The 23258-nt window shown below is 56.2% G+C and carries 9 protein-coding genes; 8 read left to right on the forward strand and 1 reads right to left on the reverse strand.

Annotation, left to right across the window (positions count from 1 at the left end):
* The first annotated feature begins 726 nt into the window (after positions 1-726).
* From A3224_RS04500 to A3224_RS16795, 4 genes are all read left to right on the forward strand, one after another.
* Complete coding sequence (locus A3224_RS04500) at positions 727-3630, forward strand: outer membrane protein assembly factor BamB family protein (protein ID WP_197463049.1); 2904 nt, start codon at positions 727-729, stop codon at positions 3628-3630.
* 437 nt (positions 3631-4067) lie between these two features.
* Positions 4068-13940, forward strand: coding sequence for an RHS repeat-associated core domain-containing protein (locus A3224_RS04505; RefSeq protein ID WP_067152030.1), 9873 nt, complete (start codon positions 4068-4070; stop codon positions 13938-13940).
* Positions 13941-13952: 12 nt separating this feature from the next.
* Positions 13953-14399 (forward strand): hypothetical protein, encoded by a 447-nt coding sequence (locus A3224_RS04510; RefSeq protein WP_067152032.1) that lies wholly within the window; start codon positions 13953-13955, stop codon positions 14397-14399.
* Between the two features lie 452 nt (positions 14400-14851).
* Positions 14852-15112 carry a hypothetical protein gene (locus tag A3224_RS16795; protein ID WP_156481426.1) on the forward strand — a complete coding sequence of 87 codons (261 nt, stop codon included), beginning with the start codon at positions 14852-14854 and terminating at the stop codon, positions 15110-15112.
* 321 nt (positions 15113-15433) lie between these two features.
* Here A3224_RS16795 and A3224_RS04520 read toward each other — a convergent pair whose 3' ends face one another.
* On the reverse strand, positions 15434-16423 hold the full coding sequence (locus A3224_RS04520) for a transposase (RefSeq protein ID WP_067152036.1): 990 nt from the start codon (positions 16421-16423) through the stop codon (positions 15434-15436).
* A gap of 197 nt (positions 16424-16620) precedes the next feature.
* On the opposite strand from A3224_RS04520, the gene A3224_RS04525 reads away from it, so the two are divergent.
* The 4 genes from A3224_RS04525 to A3224_RS04540 all read left to right on the forward strand — a co-directional run bounded on the left by A3224_RS04525 (position 16621) and on the right by A3224_RS04540 (position 22812).
* Positions 16621-16941 carry a hypothetical protein gene (locus A3224_RS04525; protein ID WP_067152038.1) on the forward strand — a complete coding sequence of 107 codons (321 nt, stop codon included), beginning with the start codon at positions 16621-16623 and terminating at the stop codon, positions 16939-16941.
* 1036 nt (positions 16942-17977) lie between these two features.
* Complete coding sequence (locus A3224_RS04530; RefSeq protein WP_067152039.1) at positions 17978-18925, forward strand: ABC transporter ATP-binding protein; 948 nt, start codon at positions 17978-17980, stop codon at positions 18923-18925.
* Complete coding sequence (locus A3224_RS04535) at positions 18915-21839, forward strand: Gldg family protein (protein ID WP_067152040.1); 2925 nt, start codon at positions 18915-18917, stop codon at positions 21837-21839. Before A3224_RS04530 ends, A3224_RS04535 begins: the two co-directional genes overlap by 11 nt.
* A 28-nt stretch (positions 21840-21867) precedes the next feature.
* On the forward strand, positions 21868-22812 hold the full coding sequence (locus A3224_RS04540) for a DUF4340 domain-containing protein (protein ID WP_067152042.1): 945 nt from the start codon (positions 21868-21870) through the stop codon (positions 22810-22812).
* The last annotated feature ends 446 nt before the right edge of the window (positions 22813-23258 follow it).

Raw genomic sequence — 23258 nt, forward strand, 5'->3', positions numbered from 1 at the left:
TCCCAGCTACACAGGAATGCGCGATGCATGCAGCGGGAGACGCAGTGATAGTAGGGACTAGCTTCAAGAGAGATTAGGGATTTGCACGGGTGTCCCATTTTGACAATCTATATACCGGTATGGATAAACAGTATTTTCTATGCGATAGAGAATGTCGCAATCTGTCACGGCGGAATTTCTTATCGGACTGTCTTGAGCGCCAGTGATGATAAGACTTTCCGCCATTCTTGTATCTGATGTGGTGCAAAATCCGGGCTGGCTCCGGCATCTCGCTAAGTAGAGTCCAGGTCATCTGGCCTGCCCAGTTAATAAGTGCTTCCTTTGCTGTGCGGCAATACTTGAAATGCGATTGTCAATCCGCGAACCAGTTGGTACTAATGTCAAAGAATGGCGCGAATTTAATTTTTGTGCGTATTCCATCCTTGGAAATTTGCCTCGATTTGTGGTTATATTTCCCGCCAAAGCTGCGGCCGGAAAATTAAATTTTAAATGCCGGCATAATAATGGAAAATTTTTGATTTTCGTTTTGGGGGGAATATGCAGTCGCGATGGTCTTTCCGCGCGCGGGCTCTTGCCTTGTGCGTACTGGGTTTTACTTTTTTTCTATCGACGGCTCAGGCATCCGAATATTCCCTCACTGGCCCGCGAGATCTTGTTCGCGAGCGCGGCCTCCCGCAGACGCAGGTCATCAAATTTCAGGCTCCGCTACCGGGGAAATACTATCTGTTGCGTATTCACAACGGTCCCGGTGAGCTGCACCCGGTAAAATCCGGCTGGATTACTGTTAACGGAAAAAAGGTCGTTAACCTCGCCGAGCTGCATTGGCGCGACTCGCGCTGGCAAAAGCCTTTCGACTGCCCCTTTTGGAAATCCCATTGCCGAAAGCCACAGGGCGACGGGGTGGTGGAAGTTCCACTATATCTCGAACTTACTAATGAATTGACCGTGCGACTGCAAGGGCGCGCTGGTAGTGGTTTGCGCCTGGAAGTGCTCAGCGTTGGTGACGAAAATCCCTACTTCAATGAGTTTCAGGTAACGGGGCCGCACACTCTGATTCCGCTATTCGGCTGGCCCCAGGAACAGGAAATTGTATTTGAGGCCCCGGTGGCCGGCGCTCATTATCTACTGCGATTGCGCAACGGTGACGGCAACCTCCTGCCGGTGACTAGCGGATGGGTGTGGCTGAATGGCGGAGAACTGCTGAACCCGCAGGATTTTGCACTACAAAAATTCTTCTGTCGCAAGGGCGACAGAAAACACGGAAATAAATATTGGAACAGCTACGCTCCTTGGCGTCCGGGCTTCGGTAATCCCTGCGACGAGGCCCACGAAATCCAGCTACCCCTTACCTTGGGCCTGAAAAATACTCTCACCCTCAAGCTGTTCGGCCACTGGCAAAGTGGTGTGACACTGGAGGTCGTTGGTGTGGACAACGGCCTGCCGTTGATCTCTGCATCGGTAGACCCGAAGGCCAACAGTGCCGGATGGCACAGGACCGATACTACAGTGACTTTTACCTGCAGCGATGCACTGAGCGGACTCGAAAGTTGCAGCGAACCGGTGCTGGTTAGCGAGGAGGGCGCCGCCCAGAAGATTACCGGTATAGCTCTAGACAGGGCCGGTAATAGCGCCGAAACGCAAGTGACTGTTAGTCTCGATAAGACAGCGCCGCAGCTGACCTCCACCATTACACCGCCCGCCAACGAGGCCGGCTGGCACCGGGAAACTGCCACCATTAGCTACTATTGCGAGGACGGGTTAAGCGGTATAGCCCACTGTCCGGAGACACAGCGCCTGAGTACGGAGGGCGCCGATCAGTTGGTTGTCGCCACTGCCGTAGATATCGCCGGCAACAGCACAGAATTACATAGCGCTATTAGTCTTGATCTGACTCCACCGGAAATCGTCACCAGTATTTCTCCGCCGGCCAACGCAGCCGGCTGGCATAAGACCCCGGTGGCTCTCGATTACCAATGCAGTGATAACCTGAGCGGCGTAGCTGATTGCCCGCAAGAGCGCGTTGAATCGAGAGAGGGGCGCAATCGAGAAATAACGGTGAGCGCCACGGATATCGCCGGCAATGTGGCTAGCTCCAGTGTGCGGCTCAGTCTCGACACCACGGCGCCGACGGTTAGTGTGCAACTTTCTGAGCCTCCCAACACTAACGGTTGGCACAATGCGCCAGTCATCGTCAGCTACCAGTGCAGCGACAACCTGAGTGGTATCGCCAGTTGCCCGCAGCCAATGCGTCTCGCCGGCGATGGTGCCGGGCAGGTGGTAAGTGGCACGGCTATGGATATCGCTGGCAATATTGCCACTTTCGACATCACCATCAACTTGGACCAGACGCCGCCGGAAATTAGCTTTATCTCCCCGGCGGATGGCGCCCTGTTGCGGGAGCCGCGACCGGAACTGAAATTGCTGCTTTCCGACAATCTGGCCCTGGATCCTGATAGTCTCATCGTCACTGCAACGGACAATGCAGTAGCCAGTTGCGAAATCGCCGGCAATATCGCCACTTGCACTCTCACCGAACCGCTTTCCGCTGACGCCGAAATGACACTCAGCGCGTCGGTTCAAGACCTGGCCGGCAACAGTAGCGAGACCACGATCATCACTGCCATCGACACCGACGGCGACTCAGTGGCGGACTACGCTGATCTCTGTGCCGATACCCCTGGTACCCAGACGGCCGACGGCGACGGTTGTGCGCCCTCTCAGCGGGACAGCGACAACGACGGCGTCAGCGACGCCGACGAAATCGCTGCGGGCAGCGATCCGAAAGACGGCAGCAGCTTCCCGCCGTTGGTGATAGAAGCCTTTGTTGCGTCGCCGTCGACTATTGATAGCAAGGGCGAGCCGGTGGAGCTGCGCTGGAAGGTAATAGGCGCCCGGGAAGTCGTGGTTAGTAGCGACAGCGGCGAGCAAACTGCGGAGGGCCTGGAGAGCCAGGGCTCACTAGCCGTCAATCCACAGATCACCACCAGCTATACACTGACCGCAACTGGTCCCGCTGGCGAAATCAGCCAAAGTGTCACGGTGAAACTGGATCTACCGCCTCCGCCGGAACGCTGGACGGCGCCGAGCATTCCGGTGCAGGAACAGATAGCCACCTCCCTCGCCGTAGCCGACGACGGCAGCGCTTATGTGGGTGCCTTCGATGGCAACTTTTATAAGGTTGGCCCCTCCGGCCAGGTGGCCTGGGTCCTGGAAGATGTTGGCTTGGTGATGGGCAAGGCTGCCATCACCGGCGACCGCATTATCGTCGGCGCCAATACTGGTGGCAGCGGCCATCTTGAAAGTGAGGGCCGTGTCTACGCCCTTAATTCGGAAAAGACGATTCTGTGGAGCTTCGACACTGCGGGTGCCGTTGTCGCAAGCCCTATATTAAGTGCTGACAAGCGCACCACCTATATCACCACCTACAGCGGACATATCTATGCGTTGGATACGCAAAGCGGTGCGCAATTGTGGCATTTTCGGCTGCCTGGCGAACAGACAATCGCCGCCCGCCCCGCACTATCCGGGCAGAGTCTGATAGTGCATACGGAAGAGAAAAAAGTTTTTGCGCTGGATGCCAATGTCCAGCCAGCGGGTGAACGTCTCCTCTGGAACAGAAACCTCGAATAACGCTGGGAGCGCCGAGCCCCTGATTGGAGGGGCAGGCCCCGTAGGAGTCACCTATAACAGCGATAGGAGTCCGCCGACCCCACGCTCCCAAAAAAAGATACCAATAATTTGAGGCAAGGCACCGAGTGCCGCAAAAGAATCGATAAGGCTAAATCGAAATGCAAAATGGATTGATACGTGGTTTCAGATTCGTGCTGAGTGCTTTGATTCTTCTGTTTTCTGGCATTTCAGTGTCTGCGCACGCTAGTTGGCCACCAGGGCAATTTAGTATTGATGATGGAGCAGAAAGCAATGATGGTGTTTATACGATAACTGTGGACTCTGTTGACGTTACAAACTGCATAAGTATACCTATGTTTTGCGGAGTTGTTTCTTATACGCTGAAAGAGTACTCGCAAAATGGTTCTGTAGTGTTGCTACATGAGCAAGTAGATCAATTGTATAATAATTTGCTTAAAGAACCGGTAGAGGTTCCTATCGAGAGAAGTAACGGCACTTATGAGTACAAACTGACAGTCGTCGTGCGGTATCAAATAGAAGGTCAGAATCCGAATGACTATGATTATGTTTCTGTAAAATCTATAGTTGTTAACAAACCGGAAAATCCTGGTAAACCAACAATAAACTCCTTACCAAACGATTTAGAAGCCGAAGACGGCGCCTATAGCATAGGCTGGCAAGCCCCCAAGACCGGCGATTTTGATTACTATCTAGTCCAGGAAAAGAAAGCCGGGGGGCCAGACTGGTGCGCTGACAATAACCCCTACAACACGAAGAAAAAAGAACACGGCATCTGCTATGCGCAAAAAAGTTCCGTTTCCTCCCCGCGCAGCTATTCGGTCAACAACCGGCCGGTGGGCTCTTATCAATATCGTGTATTCGCCTGCAACGCCCTGCAATGCGGCGACCCCAGCGCGGTCAAAACTGTCAATGTGCAGCCGATTCCCGATCCGCAAGTCTCCTGGCGCACGCCGACAGCTGGCGCCTTGCTAAGGGCCGGCGATTTCCAGACGCTCAGAGTTCAGGTCACCGACGACAGGCCTATTGTATCGGTTAAGTTTTATCGCAATTCGGTAAGCTCCAACAATTTGCTCGATTATCCGGTAAACCCAGACAACCAGTGCGGCGGCTGCTATGCCGCTAACTGGCCGTCGGTATCGGCCGGTACCACCAAGCTGATTGCGGTGGCCGAAAATGACGCGAGCAAGGAGGGGACAGCCACAATTCCTGTCAGCGTCAGCACCAATGCTGTTCCGGAGGTCGGTTTCGATCTGGACGCATTGCCGGAAGAGATAGTTGCCGGTGAAGACATCACACTGGTGGCTAGGGCGCGGGATTCCGACGGCAGAATCGCATCCGTTGAGTTTCTCGTCGGCGGTGCCGTTGTCGGCTCTGGAACATACAGCCGCACCGAATCCGGCTGGAATGTCTATGAATATCTGTGGGCGGTGCCCGCCGCCGGTGACTATCGCCTCGGTGCCCGCGCGACCGACGACGAAGGTGCTACGGCCGAAACCCACCACGATGTCCACTTTACTGCGCTGGAGCCGCCCAAGCCTCCGACCCAGATTAGGATCGACGATCAGCTGGCGCCGATACCGGACAATGTAAGCGGCTATTACACCGTCTCTTGGAACGAAGTGGCTGGTGCTACCCACGGTTACCTGCTGCAGCAGCTGATGGTGGGCGTCGACGACGATTTCAAGGATGTATCCGTACCGAGCGGAGCCTTGTCTGTCTATCTGCCCAATCAGACTCAGGGCAGTTACCGCTATCGCGTGGCGGCCTGCAACGCGGCCGGTTGTGGCGACTTCAGTGGCGAGATCTCTGTGGATGTGGTGCTATCTGCGCCCCAGGCACCCATCGGCCTGACGTTGCAGAAAAAGCACAGTGAGTTCGATCTTACCGGCACCTATTCGTTGACCTGGCAACTGGTGACCAGCGAACCCAAGCCCGATTACTACCAGTTCGAGGAGATAGAGGGCGGTGCTGATTCGGCGAATGAATGGCGGGTGCTAAAGCTCGGCAGTTCGGTTGCAAAATTTGAGATCACCGACAAACCATCCGGTACTTACAGCTACCGAGTCAGGGCCTGCAACGCTTACGATTGCAGTGCTGCCAGCGAAGTCGCAACCGTGGCTGTGCTGCCGCCGAGCCTGCTCAGTGCAGAACCCGGCTGCGACGGAGCTTGCCTGCTTGTGAGCGGCAGCGGTCTGGACCCGGATTCCATCTTTACCCTGACTGACCGCGAGAGCGGCGCCCAGGAAGTGCTGGACAAGAGCGCGGTCAGCTGGACGGCGCCCGACGAAACCGACCCCGCAACCTACGCGCACCTGGCGCTCAGTGACGCGATGCGCTCGGTGCTCTTCGACCCCGAGAAAAAAGGCCTGCGCGTCTCGGTGGAAAATGCCAACGGCGAGCGCAGTGGCATCAATGCCTATGGTGACAAGACCATAGAACGCCTGAGCCAGATAGACTCGGCGCCCGCGGTCGGCGCCGATGGCACCATCTATGTGGGCTCTGGCAACAGGGTCTACGCCCTGAATCCGGAAGATGGCTCGGTGGTGTCCGGCTGGCCTTTCTCAACCGGGGATCTAGTCAAGGCCACGCCTGCGGTCGATTCCGTCAACGGCAATATCTACGTAGGCTCCCTGGATGACAATCTCTATGCGCTCACGCCCCTGGGCCTGGAGCAGTGGCGCCTGAAGACCGGTGGCGATCTGGTGGCCTCCGCAGTACTGGACGAAAATCGCATTCTCTACCAAGGCTCGATGGACGGTGTGCTCTATGCGGTGCAGGCGCAGAACGGTGCTATCCAGTGGACCTATGCCGCTGGCGCCGGTATCGCCGAGACGCCGGTGCTGGCCGGTAATGGCACCCTTTATTTCACCACTGTTGGCAGCAGTCAGGTCTACGCCCTGGGACGCGGTATCCTGGGCCCGGATCAGCTGGTTTGGGAGAGCAGCGACGAATCATTGCTGCGCGAAAAACTGGAGGATGAGAACTGGCAGCCAGGTGAGAGTGAGCTGCCCGAATACCAGACGGCTGCGCGTCTGTACAAATTGCTTTTGCAGCCGCCGTTGAACCTGAGCCGCGATGTACTCACTTTCTGGACTTTTGCGCTGGTCAATGGTGCCGGCGTGGAGGAAGTGGCCAATGCCTTCCTGAAATCTGATACGGGCAAAGCCAACTTCCCACCCACCCAGGGCAGCGCCGCCTTTGTGGACGCCCTTTATGCCCGAGCCTTCCCCGGATTGGAGCAGCCGGCCTTCACCTACGCGGGGCAGACCTATACCAGGGGTAGCCTGATCGATGCGATGACAGGTGGCACCAGTCGCGCCCAGGTGGCTGCACTCTTTGCCCAGTCGGTCGAGTACACCGCCGCCACCAACGAAGCGCTGCGCCGCAGCTTTGACTACTTCTATACCCAGGATTATTCATGGGCTGTATTCAGTTGCGACGAGGGCGACGAATACACCCGCGACTGCGACGGTGACGGCCTGCCGGATTACTGGGAGATCCTCTTCTTCGGCAGTGAGGATATCGAGAGCGGCGATTCGGATGCAGACGGCGACGGCCTCAGCAACCGCGAGGCCTTCCTCGCCGGTCTGGACCCCTGCGCTAACCGGTGCCGCTACGGCGTCACCGCCGATGCGCCGGCCCCGGCACCCATGCCGGCACTGGATGCTGGCCAGGTGGCCATCTCCAGTCAGGTCGGCAGCCTGCCCGGGCAGTTCCGTGTGAATGAGACCGGTGCGGCCAGCTATAGTATTCCACTCAGCCTGCCCGCCGGGACTGCCGGTGTGGCTCCGGAGATCTCCCTGAACTACTCCAGCCAGGCCGGCAATGGATTAGTGGGCCACGGTTGGTCCATCGGCGGCTTGTCGGCGATTGCCCGTTGTCGTCAGACCCTGGGGCAGGATGGCCAGGCAAAAGCCATCACCTGGAGCAGTGAAGACCGTTTCTGCCTGGACGGCCAGCGGCTGCTGGTAGTCGAGGGCGAGTACGGCGAGCCCGGCAGCCTCTACCGTACCGAGATTGACAGCTTCGCGTTAATAAAGGCCCACGGCGGCGAAGCTGGTCATCCGGCCTACTTCACCGTGGAGCGCAAGGACGGTTCCATCAGCTATTACGGAGACGGCAACAAATCCCAGCAGACAACCGGGCAGGGTACCCTGACCTGGGCCATCAGCCGCTTCGAAGATAGTGCCGGTAACCCCATAGAGTTCGTCTACGCGAACGACGGAGGCCACCGCATCAGCGAGATTCGTTACGCCTTCACCGGCACCGGCAGTAGCGCCGGTGCCAAGGTGGTGTTCGACTACAAAGGCCGTAGCGACCATATCAACGGCTACCTGGCCGGCGAGCTGCTGGAAACCGGGGTGCGCCTAGAGACTGTTTATGTCTACAACGGCAGCAGCGAAGTGCGCCGCTACGAACTCGAATACTTGGACTACCCTGCGGACAGCCTCAGCCGCCTGGAGCGCATCCGCCAGTGTGCCGGCAACTACTGCCAGCCGGATACCGTATTCGACTGGCGCCTGCCGGTACCCGGCAGCTTCGCCGCCTCACCCAGTGACCGGGTTACCCTCAGTACCCAGGAAGACCGCGCCTCCGTCGGCACCCGCCCGGCGGATATCAATGGCGACGGCCGCATGGACCTGATTTGGCTGGAGCCGGACTGGGATCCGGACGGCGATGGCGGCAGTGAGATTGACTACCAGATCTTCAAATACGTGCTGGCGACCGAAAACGGCTTCAGTGGTGAGTACAGTGTTTATCAGGAGGAGGACAACACCCGCCGCCCCTACGACTGGCAGATGATCGATTACAACGCCGATGGCCGCGCCGACCTGGTCACTTACCTGGAAGATCTCGGTCACTGGGGCGTGGTGCTGTCGCAGCCGGATGCCGACGGCAACTGGTTCCTGTCCGGCAGTCCGCGCCATCTGTCGGAACTGACCCAGCGTGATGCCAAGTTTGTCGATATCGACGGCGACGGCCTGGTGGACTATCTGACCCACAGTGAGTATCGGCTGCTAAAACCGGGCGGCTCGCCGACCGGCAACAGCTACTACCGCTTTGGTCAGAGCAATCCGGTCACGCTGCATATCGACTGGAGCCAGGTTGAGTGGGATCACCCGATAGGCGGCGAGCTCATACTGCGCAGCGCCACTGTCTACAGCGAAGCGGCGCCGGCCGATTTCAACGGCGACGGCCTGGTGGACCCCTTCGTCAAATTGACCATGCGCTCCGACTGTATCCCCACCTCAGGGTTCGAGAAAGAGTGTCAATACTCAGGTGGCATTGCCGTAGTTACGTCTAGCGCCCTGGGCGAATACGAGAGCTATCATTACCTGGGCACCGTCAACAGCCCGGAGGCGGTGGATATCAACGGCGACGGCCTGCCGGATATCGTCTACCGTCGAGGTGAGACCGGCTACTACCGCATCAATACCGGTACCGGCTTTGGTGAGGCGATTTCTCTGGGTAAAATCCCCGAGCAGCGCCAGTACTTCGACTACGACAACGACGGCCACATCGATATCGTCTGGCACGACAAAGACGCCCGCCGGCTGAAGGTCAAGCGTTGGCGCAGCCTTGACAAGAAATTCGGTCAGCCCGAATCCTTCCGTCAAACCAGCGGTGACGAATACGCCTTGCACTTGTTCGTGGACATGAACGGCGACGGTGTCAGCGATTATGTGCGTGCGGAAAACGACCGCGCCTTCCTCTACCCCGCCACCGACTTCCGTGTGCCGGTCAACGTGATTGAGAAGATCACCAACGGTCTCGGCGCCGAGACGGATATCGCCTACGGCTCCCTGACACACTCCGGCCACTACACCCGCCGGGATATTGCCGCCACCACTGAAAAGCGCTGCGACAATGTCCATTACGGCGATACTTGGGTCGAACCGGTCGAGGAGCACTATCCCTGGTGTCGAGACTATGCGGTGGCCGATCTGGCTGACTACTACGGCTACCTGAACGACGCCTGGGAAGGGGAAGACCGCCTGGGCAAGCTGTCGCCGACGCTGGAACTGATGGGGCCCATGTATGTGGTCACCCGCGTGGACAGCAGCGCGCCCACCGCCACTGATAGCAGCGCCAAGAGCGCGGTCAGCTACTACTACGCCCAGGCCAAGATTCAGGCCGGCGGCCGCGGCATGCTCGGCTTCGAAAAACTGACCACTGTGGACGAGCAGACCGGTGTGCAGACCACCACCAGCTACCGCCAGGACTTTCCCTTCCTCGGCTATCCGCAGAGCACCGAGGTGAAGACCGCAGAGGGTCATCTGCTGAGCCGGGCGGTCAATACCTGGAAGCTGAAAAACGCCGACGGCGAGGATTGGCAGGAAGGTTGGTCGCAAACCGCGAAGACTGCCGGCAGCGCAAAACTGGGCCCGCTGCAGCCCTGGTTGGCGCAGAGTGTCGAGACCAGTTATGCGCTGAAAGAAAACGGCGCGGCGCAAGGCGGTGAACTGAATACCGTCACCACTGAAAATCGTTACGATCGCTACGGCAACCCGACCTGGATCAAAGTCACAACCATTGCGGCTAATGGCGACAGTTTCACTACTGAAACCTGGAATACCTACGGCAGTGAGAGCGACAGTGTCGACTTCGCCGACCGCGACGAGATGCTGTCCAGCTTCCCGGAACTGGGGCGCCTGACCCGTACTGAGGTGGAGCACCGCCGCAGCGAAAACGGCGAGTCGGATGAAGAGCGGCGTATCAGCAGTTTCGGCTACTACCGCAGCGGCCGCCACGCCGGCCTGATGGAGTGGGAGAAGGTGGAGCCTGACACCGACTTTGAGCTGACCACCACCTATACCTATGACGGATTCGGCAATAAGGCTACTGTGACCCAGAGCGCGGAAGGCGAAGAAGCCCGTAGCAGCAGCTGGGAATACGAGAATGATCAGGGTCGCTACCTGTCGAGAGAGTTCAACGCCTATGGCCAGACCACCCGCAGGGTTATAGAGCGCAACCAGCTGGGGCTGCCGATTGCGGTTGCCGACATGGCGGGCGTCGTCACCGAGTACCGCTACGACCTCTTTGGTCGAAAGCTGCTCGAATACAGCGAGACCGGCGCCCACAGCATTACACTGCTCGCCGCCGCAGGCAGCCACTGCCCGGCCGGCAGCGTCTACCAGCAGACCATACAGCAGGCCGGCGGTGCCGAGTCCCTGAGCTGTTTCGACGCCCTCGCCCGCGAAATCCGTAGCGCCACTCGCGGTTTCGACGGCAACTGGGTCTACGCCGATACCCAGTACGATGCACTCGGGCGCGTAGTGCGCAAGTCAGAACCTTTCCGAGGCAGCGCGCAATACTGGACCGAGATGCGCTACGACATCCTAGGCCGCGTGATAGGCACCGACCTGCCCGGCACTGTGAGCAACAATGGCCTGGGGGTGGATGTGCATGTGGACTATCAAGGTTACACCACAGTCACCACTAATCCCGAGGGTCATACTAAGACCGAGACTAAGAATGCTCGCGGCGAACTGGTTTCCGTGGTCGACAACCTCGGCGGCAGGCTGGACTACCGCTACGACGCCCAGGGCAACCTTACGACTGTGATTCGCACCGGCGAAGGCGGCGCACTCAGCACCGTCACCGAAATGCGCTACGACAAGCTCGGGCGCAAGGAATATATGAACGATCCGGATAAGGGCGAGTGGCACTACGGCTACAACGGCTTTGGTGAGCTGGAGTGGCAGATAGATGCCAAGCGGCAGATGGTCGTCAACCAATACGATCGCCTCGGCCGCCTGGTGCGCCGCATCGATTACCGCAACGGCGATTTCCAGGATCCGGACGCGCTGAATGCCGACGACAATATCGAGGGCGATACGCTGTGGACCTACAACAACAGCCCGGGGTGGGATGAGGATGTACCGCCTGGTGCGCTCTCCGGCGTGATTGATATCGAAAGTGGTTACGCCCAGGTGCCCGGTTACGATCGCTTCGGCCGCCCGGACAGCCAGCTCACCAGCCTGGCCCCCGGCGACGACCACTGGACCAGGACCACCTACGACCAGTACGGCCGCGTCTTCCAGCAGTTCGACGCCGGCGGTGACGGCACCTGGCGTTCCAGCGCCACCGAAAACCGCTACAACAATTACGGTTACCTGGAAGCGGTAGTGGACGGCGAAAATATCAACCAGGCGAGCGCCGAGAACTACTACACAGTGCTGGCGATGGATGAGCGTGGCAACGTGACCGAATTCCGCCAGGGCAACGGTGTGGTCACTGTGCGTGAATACGATCCCGCCACTGGCCGCCTCGAACACCAGAGCGCCTCGCTGCTCGGTATCACTCAGGTGCAGGATCTCACCTACCAGTGGGACAACCTCGGCAACCTGAATAACCGCCGTGACCGCAGCGGCGGCAAAGACCTGTTCGAAGAGTTCCAGTACGATGGCCTGAACCGCCTGAAAAGCGCCCAGGTCAGCGGCCGAGCGGCGCAAACGGTGAATTACGACGGACTCGGCAATATCGCCTACAAGTCCGATGTGGGGGACTACCGTTACGGTAGCCAGTGTGCCGAGGGCTACGGCCCTCACGCGGTCTGCGAGACCTCCGATGGCGTCAGCTACCATTACGACGCCAACGGCAATATGACCAGCGACAGCAGCGGCAGAAACCTGCAGTACAGCACCTTCGACAAACCGCTGGTGATCGAAAAGAACGGCCACACCACTAAATTCCAGTACGGGCCGGACAGAAGCCGCTACCTGCGCGTGGATATCGACAGCAGCGGCAAACGCACCGAGACCCGCTATATCGGCAATGTGGAGAAAATCACCCGTTCCGATGGCACCAGAGAAATCAAACGCTACCTGCCCGGCGGCGCCGTGGTGACCCTGGCCACCGAGTCCGACGGCACCACCAGCCGCAGCAGCCACTATCTGCACAAGGATCACCTCGGCTCCGTGGACGTGATCACCGATGCCAGCGGAGCCGTGGTGCAGGCCATGTCTTTCGACGCCTGGGGGCAGCGGCGGAATACACAGAGTTGGGAAACGTTGATCGGCTCCGAGCTGACCGGCTTCGATACTGGAGTGACGACGCGGGGCTATACCGGGCATGAGATGCTGGATCAGGTGGGACTGATCCATATGAACGGGCGTATCTACGATGCGCGGCTTGGGCGGTTCTTGCAGGCGGATCCGTTTGTGCAGGCTGCGTCGGATACGCAGATGTTTAATCGGTATGGTTATGTGCGGAATAATCCGCTGAATGCTACGGATCCGAGTGGGTATTTCGTATTTACCCTGATGGCCTCCGCGATGATTGCCGCTGGAGCAGTTGAAGGTGTTGTGGCGATTGGTCTGTTGATGGGGGTAGCAGGCTTCCTGGATGCCCTTTCGCAAGGGGCCAGCTTTAAAGATGCGCTGAAAGCAGGGTTTATTCAGGGGATATCTGCGGCCGCGTTTGCTGGTATTGCCAACGGGGCTATGGGTTTTGAGAGCTTACCTGCGAAGGTACTGGCTGCTGGTGTAGTTGGTGGTATTACTAGCACTCTGCAGGGTGGAAAATTTGGGCATGGGTTTGTTAGTGCCAGCATCGGTATGGCTACCGGTGGGGCACTTAAGCTTAGAGCTGGCGAAACCCTCGCGAATATCGGAAGAGCGGCTGCACGGATTGCAATTGCTGGGACCGTATCCAGAGCTACCGGTGGAAAGTTTGGGAATGCGGCGGCTTATGCGGCGTTTTCGGTGGCGGTTGAGGCTGGTAATTTAAGCTCTACTTCTGAATCGGGTAAAGAGGTTGAATATTTCTCAAAAGAAGAGAATGGAGCAGAGTTTACCTGGGAGGAAAGGAGTAAGCTGAAAGCTTCACTAACTGCGCAGTCAAATGAATTAAAAGAGATTATTAGTAGCGCTAAGGCTGGAAATGAAGCTGCATTGGTTAAAGTCCAGCAGTGGTATGGATCAGACGTCGATCTTAATGTTCTAAGTGATCGTTTGGCACCATTGCATGAAGCAGCGGATAATTTCAAAAGCTACAAGTTTAGGAAGCTAGGGGTCGGAAACCCAAAGGCAGGAACTAGTCGTGCTTATGCGTGTGTTGTCTGTACGGGGGAGCAGACGGGAACTATTTACTTATCAAAGACGGCTTTTCAGGATGTTATGTCAGGAAATTTGGGTCGTTACACATTGATTCATGAGGTAGGCCATTTTGTGCCCGGGTTTTCTCATCAAAAAGTAACTGGAAACCCATACGACGCTGCTAGAGGTAAAATTGGCAATATATATACTTATCAGGGCTTGTTGCGAGATTGGAATGGTGCGAGATGATGGGGCGTGCATATGTGTATACTAAAGAAGTCATTTATTGGTTTAGTGTTTTCGCTAGGTGTTCCGTTTGCTGTTGGCAGCGAGGTTGAGCATTGTCTCTGGTCAAAATCGATTAAGTCGGATGATTTGGATATAAAATCGTATGTCATATCCAATGATGTTGTAGAGGTTGAACAAGTAGTTCTGGAGTTGCTTGAGATGGATGTAGCAGCGAGACGAAGAATTCTTGATTACAGATTGCCAGACGATATGGTGGCGGAAGCTCATGTTGAAAAATTAGAGGAAATTAATTCTCTACCCTATGTGAAACAAGCGGGCTGCATTCTTTCTCTATATTCTGAGGGGGATCAAATTAGGGCGTTTTCCAGGGCAAATGACGGTGTGGAAGAAAATGGATATTTTCTTTTTAGAGAGAATAATATGATTGGTCTTGTGTTGACCGGAGCTGTATATGAGTAACAACAAAATTGGACACCCACCAATTGAAAAATTGATGAGAAAGTTGCTGCACAAAACAAAATTGGACACCCATCAATTGAAAAATTGGTGGGAAATCTGCTGCATATTCTGTCCACTATTGCCAGAGCTTGCTATACGAGCAAGTAGACCCGACATCCTGTGTGGAATTGCGCCAAGCAGTTTTGTTGTAGCGCAGTAGTCCTTTGCAGAAGTCCGCGATGTTATTTTTCAAGGAAAGGAAAAGTTTTAGTGGTCCAAAACGTGCTGTCCGGATCAGGAAGTTTGAGGTTTGGTCTATTTCATGAAATTGCACATATAGCTAACTTTCAACATGTCGCCTATGACAGACAGAAGCCCAATATGAGCGGTGTTGAGTTTGCTAGAAGTAGGGCATATAGCTCAAGTAATTACAGGAATCCGTATGCGTATCAAGGTCTGCTGGAGTTGATTAAATGAGTATGTGGTCTTGGGGTTTTTCTGTCATTTCTTTATTTATTGCTGAGAATGTTATGGCGGTTGAAGATTTGTTTGAGAAAAATGCAGAGCTTGGGGTTGGTGTTGACTGTCAGAATTTGGAAGTTATTTATAAGCTTAAGAATAAAGGTAGAGGGTATCTTGACAACAAAATTGGACACCCACCAATTGAAAAATTGATGGGAAAGTTGCTGCATATTCAGTCCACTATTGCCAGAGCTTGCTATATGGACAGGTAGATCCGACGTCCTGTGTGGAATTGCGCCAAACAGTTTTGTTATGGCGCAGTAGCAACAAAATTGGACACCCACCAATTGAAAAATTGATGGGAAAGTTGCTGCATATTCAGTCCACTATTGCCAGAGCTCAACAAAATTGGACACCCACCAATTGAAAAATTGATGGGAAAGTTGCTGCATATTCAGTCCACTATTGCCAGAGCTTGCTATACGGGCGAGTAGACCCGACGTCCTGTGTGAAATTTCGACAAACAGCTTTGCTGTGGCGCAGCAGTCCTTCGCAGAAGCCCGCGATGTTATTTTTCAAGGAAAGGAAAAACTTTAGGAAGTGATCGGCGGGGATAGGTAGCGCTCGCAGTCGCGGATTCCGTGGGCCCACCGTTTGCCGAGTTGCTCGCAGACAGAGCGCGCTGAATGGGCGGCACCAACCAGAGACTTGAAGCGGCTTTCGAAGTTGCGGTTCAGGTAGAGCCAGTGCCGAGGGTCGATCTGTAATCGTTCTAGAATTGGTGGTAGTTGTTCGTCGATAGCGCCCCGCTTGTCTTCACGAAGGCAGCGACCGCTCCAGTCCACCAGCTCCAGATAGTCCTGAACGTGAAACGGCAGCCCCATTGGCATAGGTTCTCGTGGGTTACCAGCGAAGGGAAAGAGCTGCTGTGGCTGTTTGCCATCCTGAACTGCTGAAATACGCCGTTGTATGGAGGTATAGCCTGAGGTTTCGGGCGTATCAGCCATTTTGGCCCGGATTGGGTTCAGATCCACATAGGCCATACAGGCTGCCAGAGCTCGCTCGTCGAGCAGGGCCTGAGACTTGAATCGGCCCTCCCAAAATCGACCAGTGCAGCCATCCTCTCGATTGGCTTGGCGGGCAATGGACTCATTGAGCATCCGCATAAACCAGATGATATCCATCAGCCTTGCTCTCCATTCTGCGGCCACATCCCTCAGCCGGGCCAGTTCTGCGCCGTTCAAGGCTTCGTTGCGAGCAAAACGTTGGGATAGGGGAGAACCTTTACAGAGTTGATGCCAGCGGTCCACCACCTCACGTAACATCCAGCCTTTAGCTTGTGCTGCATTGATATGCAATACCACATGGTAGTGGTTGCTCATAACTGCATAAGCGCAGATATCCAGCGCAAATATCTCGGCCAACTCCAACAGCCGATCTTCTATCCACTGCCTTCGGTGTTCGAAGCAGCGCCCGGTGCGCTCATCCCGGCCACATAGGAATGTGCGGCGCACGCAGCGGGAGACGCAGTGATAGTAGGGAATAGCTTCAAGAGAGATCAGGGATTTGCGCGGGAGTCCCATTTTGGCTATCCATTCATATGTATGGATGAACAGTATTTTCTATAAGGTAGAGAATGTTGCAATATGACTGGCGTTGAAAGCTTTTTATTTTGTGGGTGTCCATGAATCGCACATGAATCGCATCTTCTACTTTAACGCTCCGAAATGGCTATACCGGCTCCGGTTGCAGTAGGTTTGTATGTTAGAGAGCTGGTGAGATGAAGCAAGATATGGACCTTTTTATGCGTGGATTGGTTGAAGTCGCATCTGGATTTCTTTGGCTGGCCATTGTCGGATTGATGATTTATTTGTTTGTTCTCTGGTTAGGCATGTTTAACCAGATTGATCGAACTAAGGGAGGGATTGGCGCTAAGCTGTTTCCAGTCTATCTGTTTTACCCTTCTTGCTTGACAGAAAAGGGCCAATTAATAAGAAGGCGCTTCTTCCGAATATTGCTGATTGTGGTTGTTCTTATAGGAATTCTTTCTGGAATTATTGTCTCGGGAGCTGAAGGTTTAGATCAAAGCATGTTTGAGTGACAGTTCCTGTGCTCAAGCAACGACAGAGTCCCGGCAGATCACTCTGCTGGGGCTATTGGCTCGGGCGTGCAAAAATTGGACCCACGAAATCTAAACAACCAAAAACTGAAACTGGACACCCACTAATTGAAAAGTTGCCCACTAATTGAAAAGTTGGTGGGAAATCTGCTGCATATTCAGTCCACTATTGCCAGAGCTTGCTATACGGACAAGTAGATCCGACGTCCTGCGTGGAATTGCGCCAAACAGTTTTATTGGGGTGCAGCAGCCCTTCGCAGAAGCCCGCAGTGGTGCTTTTCAGGCAAAGGCAAAACTTTAGGAAGTGATCGGGGGGAGAGATAGCGCTCGCAGTCGCGGATTCCGTGGGCCCAACGTTTTCCGAGCTGTTCGCAGGCAGGGCGCACCGATTGCGCGGCACCAACTAGAGACTTGAAGCGGCTTTCGAAATTGCGGCTCAGGTAGAGCCAGTGCTGTGGGTCGATCTGTAAACGTTCGAGAATCGGCGGCAGTTGTTCGTCGATTGTGCCTGCGCCCGCTATTCAGACCAGAGTCTAGTTACCGGTGAAGCGCGGAGGTTTGGATACGCAGTAACCGGGCAGTGCCCGGTTCGGTGTCGGCAAGGGCTATGCTAGTCCTAGGGTACGATACCGGTAAAACTGCCCCAGGCTGCCGGCTTGTGACCCACCTCTCGCTATTGCGGTCCTTCCCCCTTGCGAGCCTTGAACTTTCACCGGGCGCCACTATCTAACCGCCATCAATCGTATGAAGCTTGTTTAAACGGGCGTCCCCTTGTCTGTTTGCTGCGAACAATGATTTTTGCGACTGATGGGCGTTGCTTGACCGGCGCTGGCTACAATCCCCTGTCCCGGGCCCGCCGGCCCGGTTTTCCGTGCACCCCTGGGGCGGGTGCCGTCTCCCTTTCTCAACGCTGCTCCCACCGGCGTCGCCACGCTTTGACAGCGCGCCCGCCGCCCTGAGTCCGTTGTTGCCATTCACAAATTACCTCAGAAGAAACGCAAAAAATAAGGAGGAAAAGGTGCTGGAAGTCAGCCATCTGAGCCGTTGCTATGGCGCCTTCAAGGCCGTAGACAACGTCAGCTTCACCATCGACAAAGGCGAGATCGTGGGCCTGCTGGGACATAACGGCGCCGGCAAGACCACCATTATGAAAATGCTGTCGGGTTACCTGGAGCCGGATGCCGGAAAAGTGTGCATCGACGGTCTGGACCTGGCGCAGCACGCGAAACAAATTCAACGCAGCCTGGGCTATCTGCCGGAAAACCTGCCGGTATACGGCGAGATGACGGTGGCGGATTACCTGGACTACGCCGCTGAACTCAAGGGCTTGTCCGGTCCGCAGAAGCGCGAGGAGATACGCCGCGCGGTGCGCGCCACGGACCTCGGCGTGAAACTGACTGCACCCATTAATACGCTCTCGCGCGGTTTCAAACAGCGGGTGGGCGTGGCACAGGCGATTCTCGGCCGCCCCAAGCTGCTGATTCTGGACGAGCCAACCAACGGCCTGGACCCGACCCAGACCCAGCAGATGCGCGCCCTGATCCGGGAGATTGCCCGGGAGGCCACGGTGATCCTCTCCACCCATATCCTGCAGGAGGTGGACGCACTGTGTGACCGGGTGCTGATTATCCACGGCGGACGCCTCGCGGTGGACGAGAAGCTGAGCCAGCTGCGCGCCGGCAACGCCCTGTGGCTCGAGAGCTCATCCTCAGCCAGCGGCGACAAATTGCGCTCTGTCGACGGAGTGGCTTCCGTGGAGCAACTGCAGGAGGAGGGCGGCTACCGCCTGGCGTTGGCGGAGGGCGCGGATCTGCGCGCGGTCAGTGCAGCGCTGGCCAAGGTTGTTGTCGAGGCGGGGGAACAACTGTACCGGTTACAGCCAGAGCAGCGGGATCTGGAAAGCCTGTTCCGCCAAGTGAGCGAAACTGGTGCTATGGCAAAGGAGGAGTTGAAAGATGCAGCCTGAGGCAACTGTGCAATCCGGCAACCGCAAGTCCGGCGGCGCTCTGATTCGGCGCGTTGCAGGGAAGGAAATCACCCTGTTTTTCGCCTCTCCGGTAGCCTATTTATTCCTCGCCTGCTTTGCGGCGGTGAGCCTGTTTGTGTTCTTCTGGGGCGAGTCTTTTTTCGCTCGCAATATCTCTGATGTGCGGCCTCTGTTTGAGTGGATGCCGCTGTTGCTGATTTTCCTGTGCAGCACTCTGACCATGCGCCTGTGGAGCGAGGAGCGCCGCAGCGGCACCCTGGAGCATGTGCTGACCATGCCGGTTCCCCTGTGGCACTTTGTCGCCGGCAAGTTTCTCGCCTGCTTGGCGCTGCTGGGCATCGCTCTGGCGATTACGCTGCCTCTGCCGGTGACGGTGGCGATTATCGGCGACCTGGATTGGGGGCCGGTGGTGGCCGGTTATCTGGCCACCTTCCTCCTCGGTGCCGCTTACCTCAGTATCGGGCTGTTCGTATCGGCTCAGGCCAGCAATCAGATCGTGAGCCTGATCGTCGCCTGTGCCCTCTGTGGTGTCTTTTATCTGCTGGGCGCGCCCGTGCTCACGGATCTGTTCGGCAGTGGCGCTGCCGACTGGCTGCGGGCACTGGGCACTGGCTCGCGCTTCGACGCGATCACCCGAGGTGTTATCGATCTGCGTGACCTTTATTACTATCTCAGCCTGGTGGCGGTTTTCCTGGCTCTGAATACGCTGGTACTGGAACGGGAGCGCTGGGCTGCCGGCGGCGATGCCGCCAACCGCAACCGCTGGCGTGCAATCACCGCACTGCTGGTGGCCAATGCCCTGGGGGCGAATTTGTGGCTTGGGCAGATTCATAGCCTGCGTCTGGATGTGACCGAAGGCCGCCTCTATTCCATTTCCCCCGCCACCCGCAGTTACTTGGCGCAGCTGGAAGAACCGCTCTTAATCCGCGGCTATTTCAGTGCCAAGACGCACCCGCTGCTCGCACCGCTGGTACCGCAGTTGCGCGATCTGTTGCGGGAGTATCAGGTGGCCGGTGACGGCCGGGTGCGGGTTGAGTTTGTGGACCCGGTCAAAGAGCCCGAGCTGGAACAGGAAGCCAATCAGAAGTACGGCATTGAACCTGTGCCTTTTCAGGTGGCAGACCGCTACCAGGCATCCATTGTCAGCTCCTATTTCGACGTACTGGTTCAGTACGGCGATGAACACGAAGTGCTCGGCTTCCGCGATTTAATCGAAATCAAAGCCGGCAGCGAGACCGACGTGGATGTCCGGCTGCGCAATCCGGAGCACGACCTGACTCGGGCCATCAAGAAAGTGCTGCAGAGTTATCAGGCTGGCGGCAATCTGTTCGATACCGTCAAAGGCGAGTTGCAGTTCACCGCTTATGTCTCGGCGGATGAACGGCTCCCGCAGCAGCTGCAGGACTTCAAGCAGGCAGTGAATGAGGTGGTCGGTGATCTGCAACAGCAGGCAGGCGGGCGCCTGTCGGTGACGTTCATAGAACCTGAGGAAAACGGCGGGGAGGTGGCACAGCGCATTGCCGCCGACTACGGTTTTCAGCCCATGGCCGCAGGTCTATTCGGTGAACCTTTTTACTTCTATTTGACCCTGGCCAAGGGCGACCAGGTGGTGCAGATTCCCCTGGATGACCTGAAAAAAGACAGCCTGGAACGCAACCTGGAGGCCGGTATCAAACGTTTTGCCAGCGGTTTCACCAAAACGGTGGCGCTGGTGGCCCCGGAGCCGGACTTCAGTCACGGCTTCAGCGGCGGCCAGCGTTTCAGCCAGTTGGAAACGCTGCTCGGTGCTGAACTGAATATCGAGCGTGAGGACCTGAGTGACGGCCGGGTGTCCGGTGAAGCGGATATTCTGTTGCTGTTGTCGCCGCGCAACCTGGATCAGAAACAACTCTACGCGGTGGATCAGTTCCTGATGCAGGGCGGCACGGTGATCGCAGCCACTTCGCCCTACAGTGCAGAACTCAGCAACCGCAACCTGACACTGGCGACAGTGAACAGCGGTCTCGAAGACTGGCTGAAGCACATGGGTCTCGAGGTCGAGCACAAGCTGGTATTGGACCCGCAAAACAGCGCCTTCCCGGTGCCGGTGACGCGCAATATCGGCGGCTTCCAGTTGCAGGAGCTGCGCATGCTCGACTACCCATATTTTATCGACGCGCGCGGCGACGGCCTGAACAGCGACAACCCCATCACCGCCAATCTGCCACAGGTGACTATGAGTTGGGCTTCGCCGATCCGCGTCGACGGGGAGAAATCCGCGGGTCGGAAAATCACCGAGTTGCTGAAAAGCTCCGATGGCGCTTGGCTCTCCACTTCCACCAATGTCATGCCACGGCTGGTGAATGGCGCCGTCAGTCCCTTTACCCCCGAAGGTGAAACCGGCACTCAGCTGCTCGGCGTGATTAGTGCCGGTCGATTTGATTCCTATTTCGCAGGCAAGCAGCCGCCTATGTTGGCGGAGAAACTGGCGGAAAAAGAAGAGGCGCAGGAAGGCGACAGCGAGGGAGAAAGTGTTGCGGAACTGGAGTCACTGCCGACTCAGATCAACCGCTCGCCTGAGTCCGCGCGCATTATTCTCTTTTCCTCCAACGACTTCGTGCGCGACCAAGTGGTGCGTATGACCAGTTCCGCCGTGGGCAGTGAATATTTGAATTCACTACAAATGATCGCCAACAGCGTCGACTGGGCGCTCGAAGATGCGGGGCTGTTGTCGATTCGCTCGCGCGGTCACTTCAACCGCACATTGCCGCCAATGGAACATGGCACGCAAATGTTTTGGGAATATCTGAACTATATCTGTGCCCTGTTGGCTTTGGGACTGGTGGCACTGATTCAGCAGCTGCGTAAGCGCGCGCGGCAAAACAAATACCGCGAACTGCTCGGGGCAGAGTAGTTCCCGTAGCGAAACGAGGAATGGAACAATGAAAAAACTGCAGTTTTATTTGAGCGGTTTTCTCGCCTTGCAGCTGATATTGGCCGCGGGTCTCTTTTGGCGCGAACAGCATCAACAGAGTCTGCAACAGCAGCGCGAAGCGCTGCTGGCGGTGACGCCCGGCCAATTGCAACGATTGGAAATCAGTGCGGGCGATGACACTGTCAGCTTGAAAAAAGAGGGCGATCACTGGCTGTTGCCCGAATTGCATAACCTGCCGGTAGACAGTGAGAAATTGCAATCTCTACTGGATAAAATCGCAGATTTGAAAGCCGGCTGGCCGGTGGCCACCAGTGCCGCCAGCCACGAGCGTTTCGAAGTGGCCGAAGACAAATTCCAGAAACGATTGCGTTTCTACAGCGGCGGTGAGAAACCGGTGGCGGAACTCTATGTCGGTACTTCTCCAGGCTTCCGCAAGGTCCATGTGCGGGCCGCCGGTGACGATGCCATCTACGCGGTGACATTAAACAGCTATGAAATGCCCGCACAGGCGAATAACTGGCTGGATAAACAGCTCCTTGCCGCCGGTGATGTGGAGCGTATCACCGGTCCCGATTACCGGCTGGAAAAGCGCGAGGGCAAGTGGCAATTCGCCGAGGGCGAGAAAAAACTGGATGCAGACAAGGCCCGCCAACTGGCTGTGGCCTTGAGAAGTTTGCGCATAACCAAACCCGCGGACGAGGTGCCAGAGGCGGATCCGGTCCGTCTCCAGGTGGCTGGCAGCGAGGGCGAACTCGAATACGAGTTTATGCAGGCGGACGATCGCTTCTTCGTCCGTCGCGGCGACCGCGAACAGCTGTTCGAACTCTCCCGCTATGATTATGAACGCATTGCGGATTTGCGTAATGAGGCCCTGGTATTAGAGGAAAAGGAAGAGCCGGAACAAACGGCTGAAGAGAAACCCGAGGAGGAGAAAAACGCGGCGAAGAGCTAAGGGGTTGGTGAATTTTTTTGCCTGTGGTGCCTAAGGGCAATCCGCGCCGGTCGGAAAGATCGGACAGTGGCGCGATCGGGGGCACAGGGGTTTGATGCTCTCCTGTGTTTCCGAAGACCCCCGCACCGCTGCCCGAGTACTCCGGCACCTCTGATTCCACCACGGCAAAAAAATCGTGCTTACATCGGTGTTTTGTCATTGAGAATAAAGGCGGCTTTTGAGTCGCCTTTTTTATTCATTTAATACTTAAATGACTTTTTGTTACAGTTTTTTTCAGTAATACTGACACTTGATTCAACTGGTCAATATTTGATTGAAGATTGCGGTCGAATCCCATATTCTGGCTCAACACTTTGGTGTTGTCGCTGAAGTAGGAAACACATAACAATAAATTTCCCAAAACCGGAATATTTATCCGGATAATAATAAACAGAGAGGACGGGCGC

Source organism: Microbulbifer thermotolerans, from assembly GCF_001617625.1.
GTDB lineage: Bacteria > Pseudomonadota > Gammaproteobacteria > Pseudomonadales > Cellvibrionaceae > Microbulbifer > Microbulbifer thermotolerans.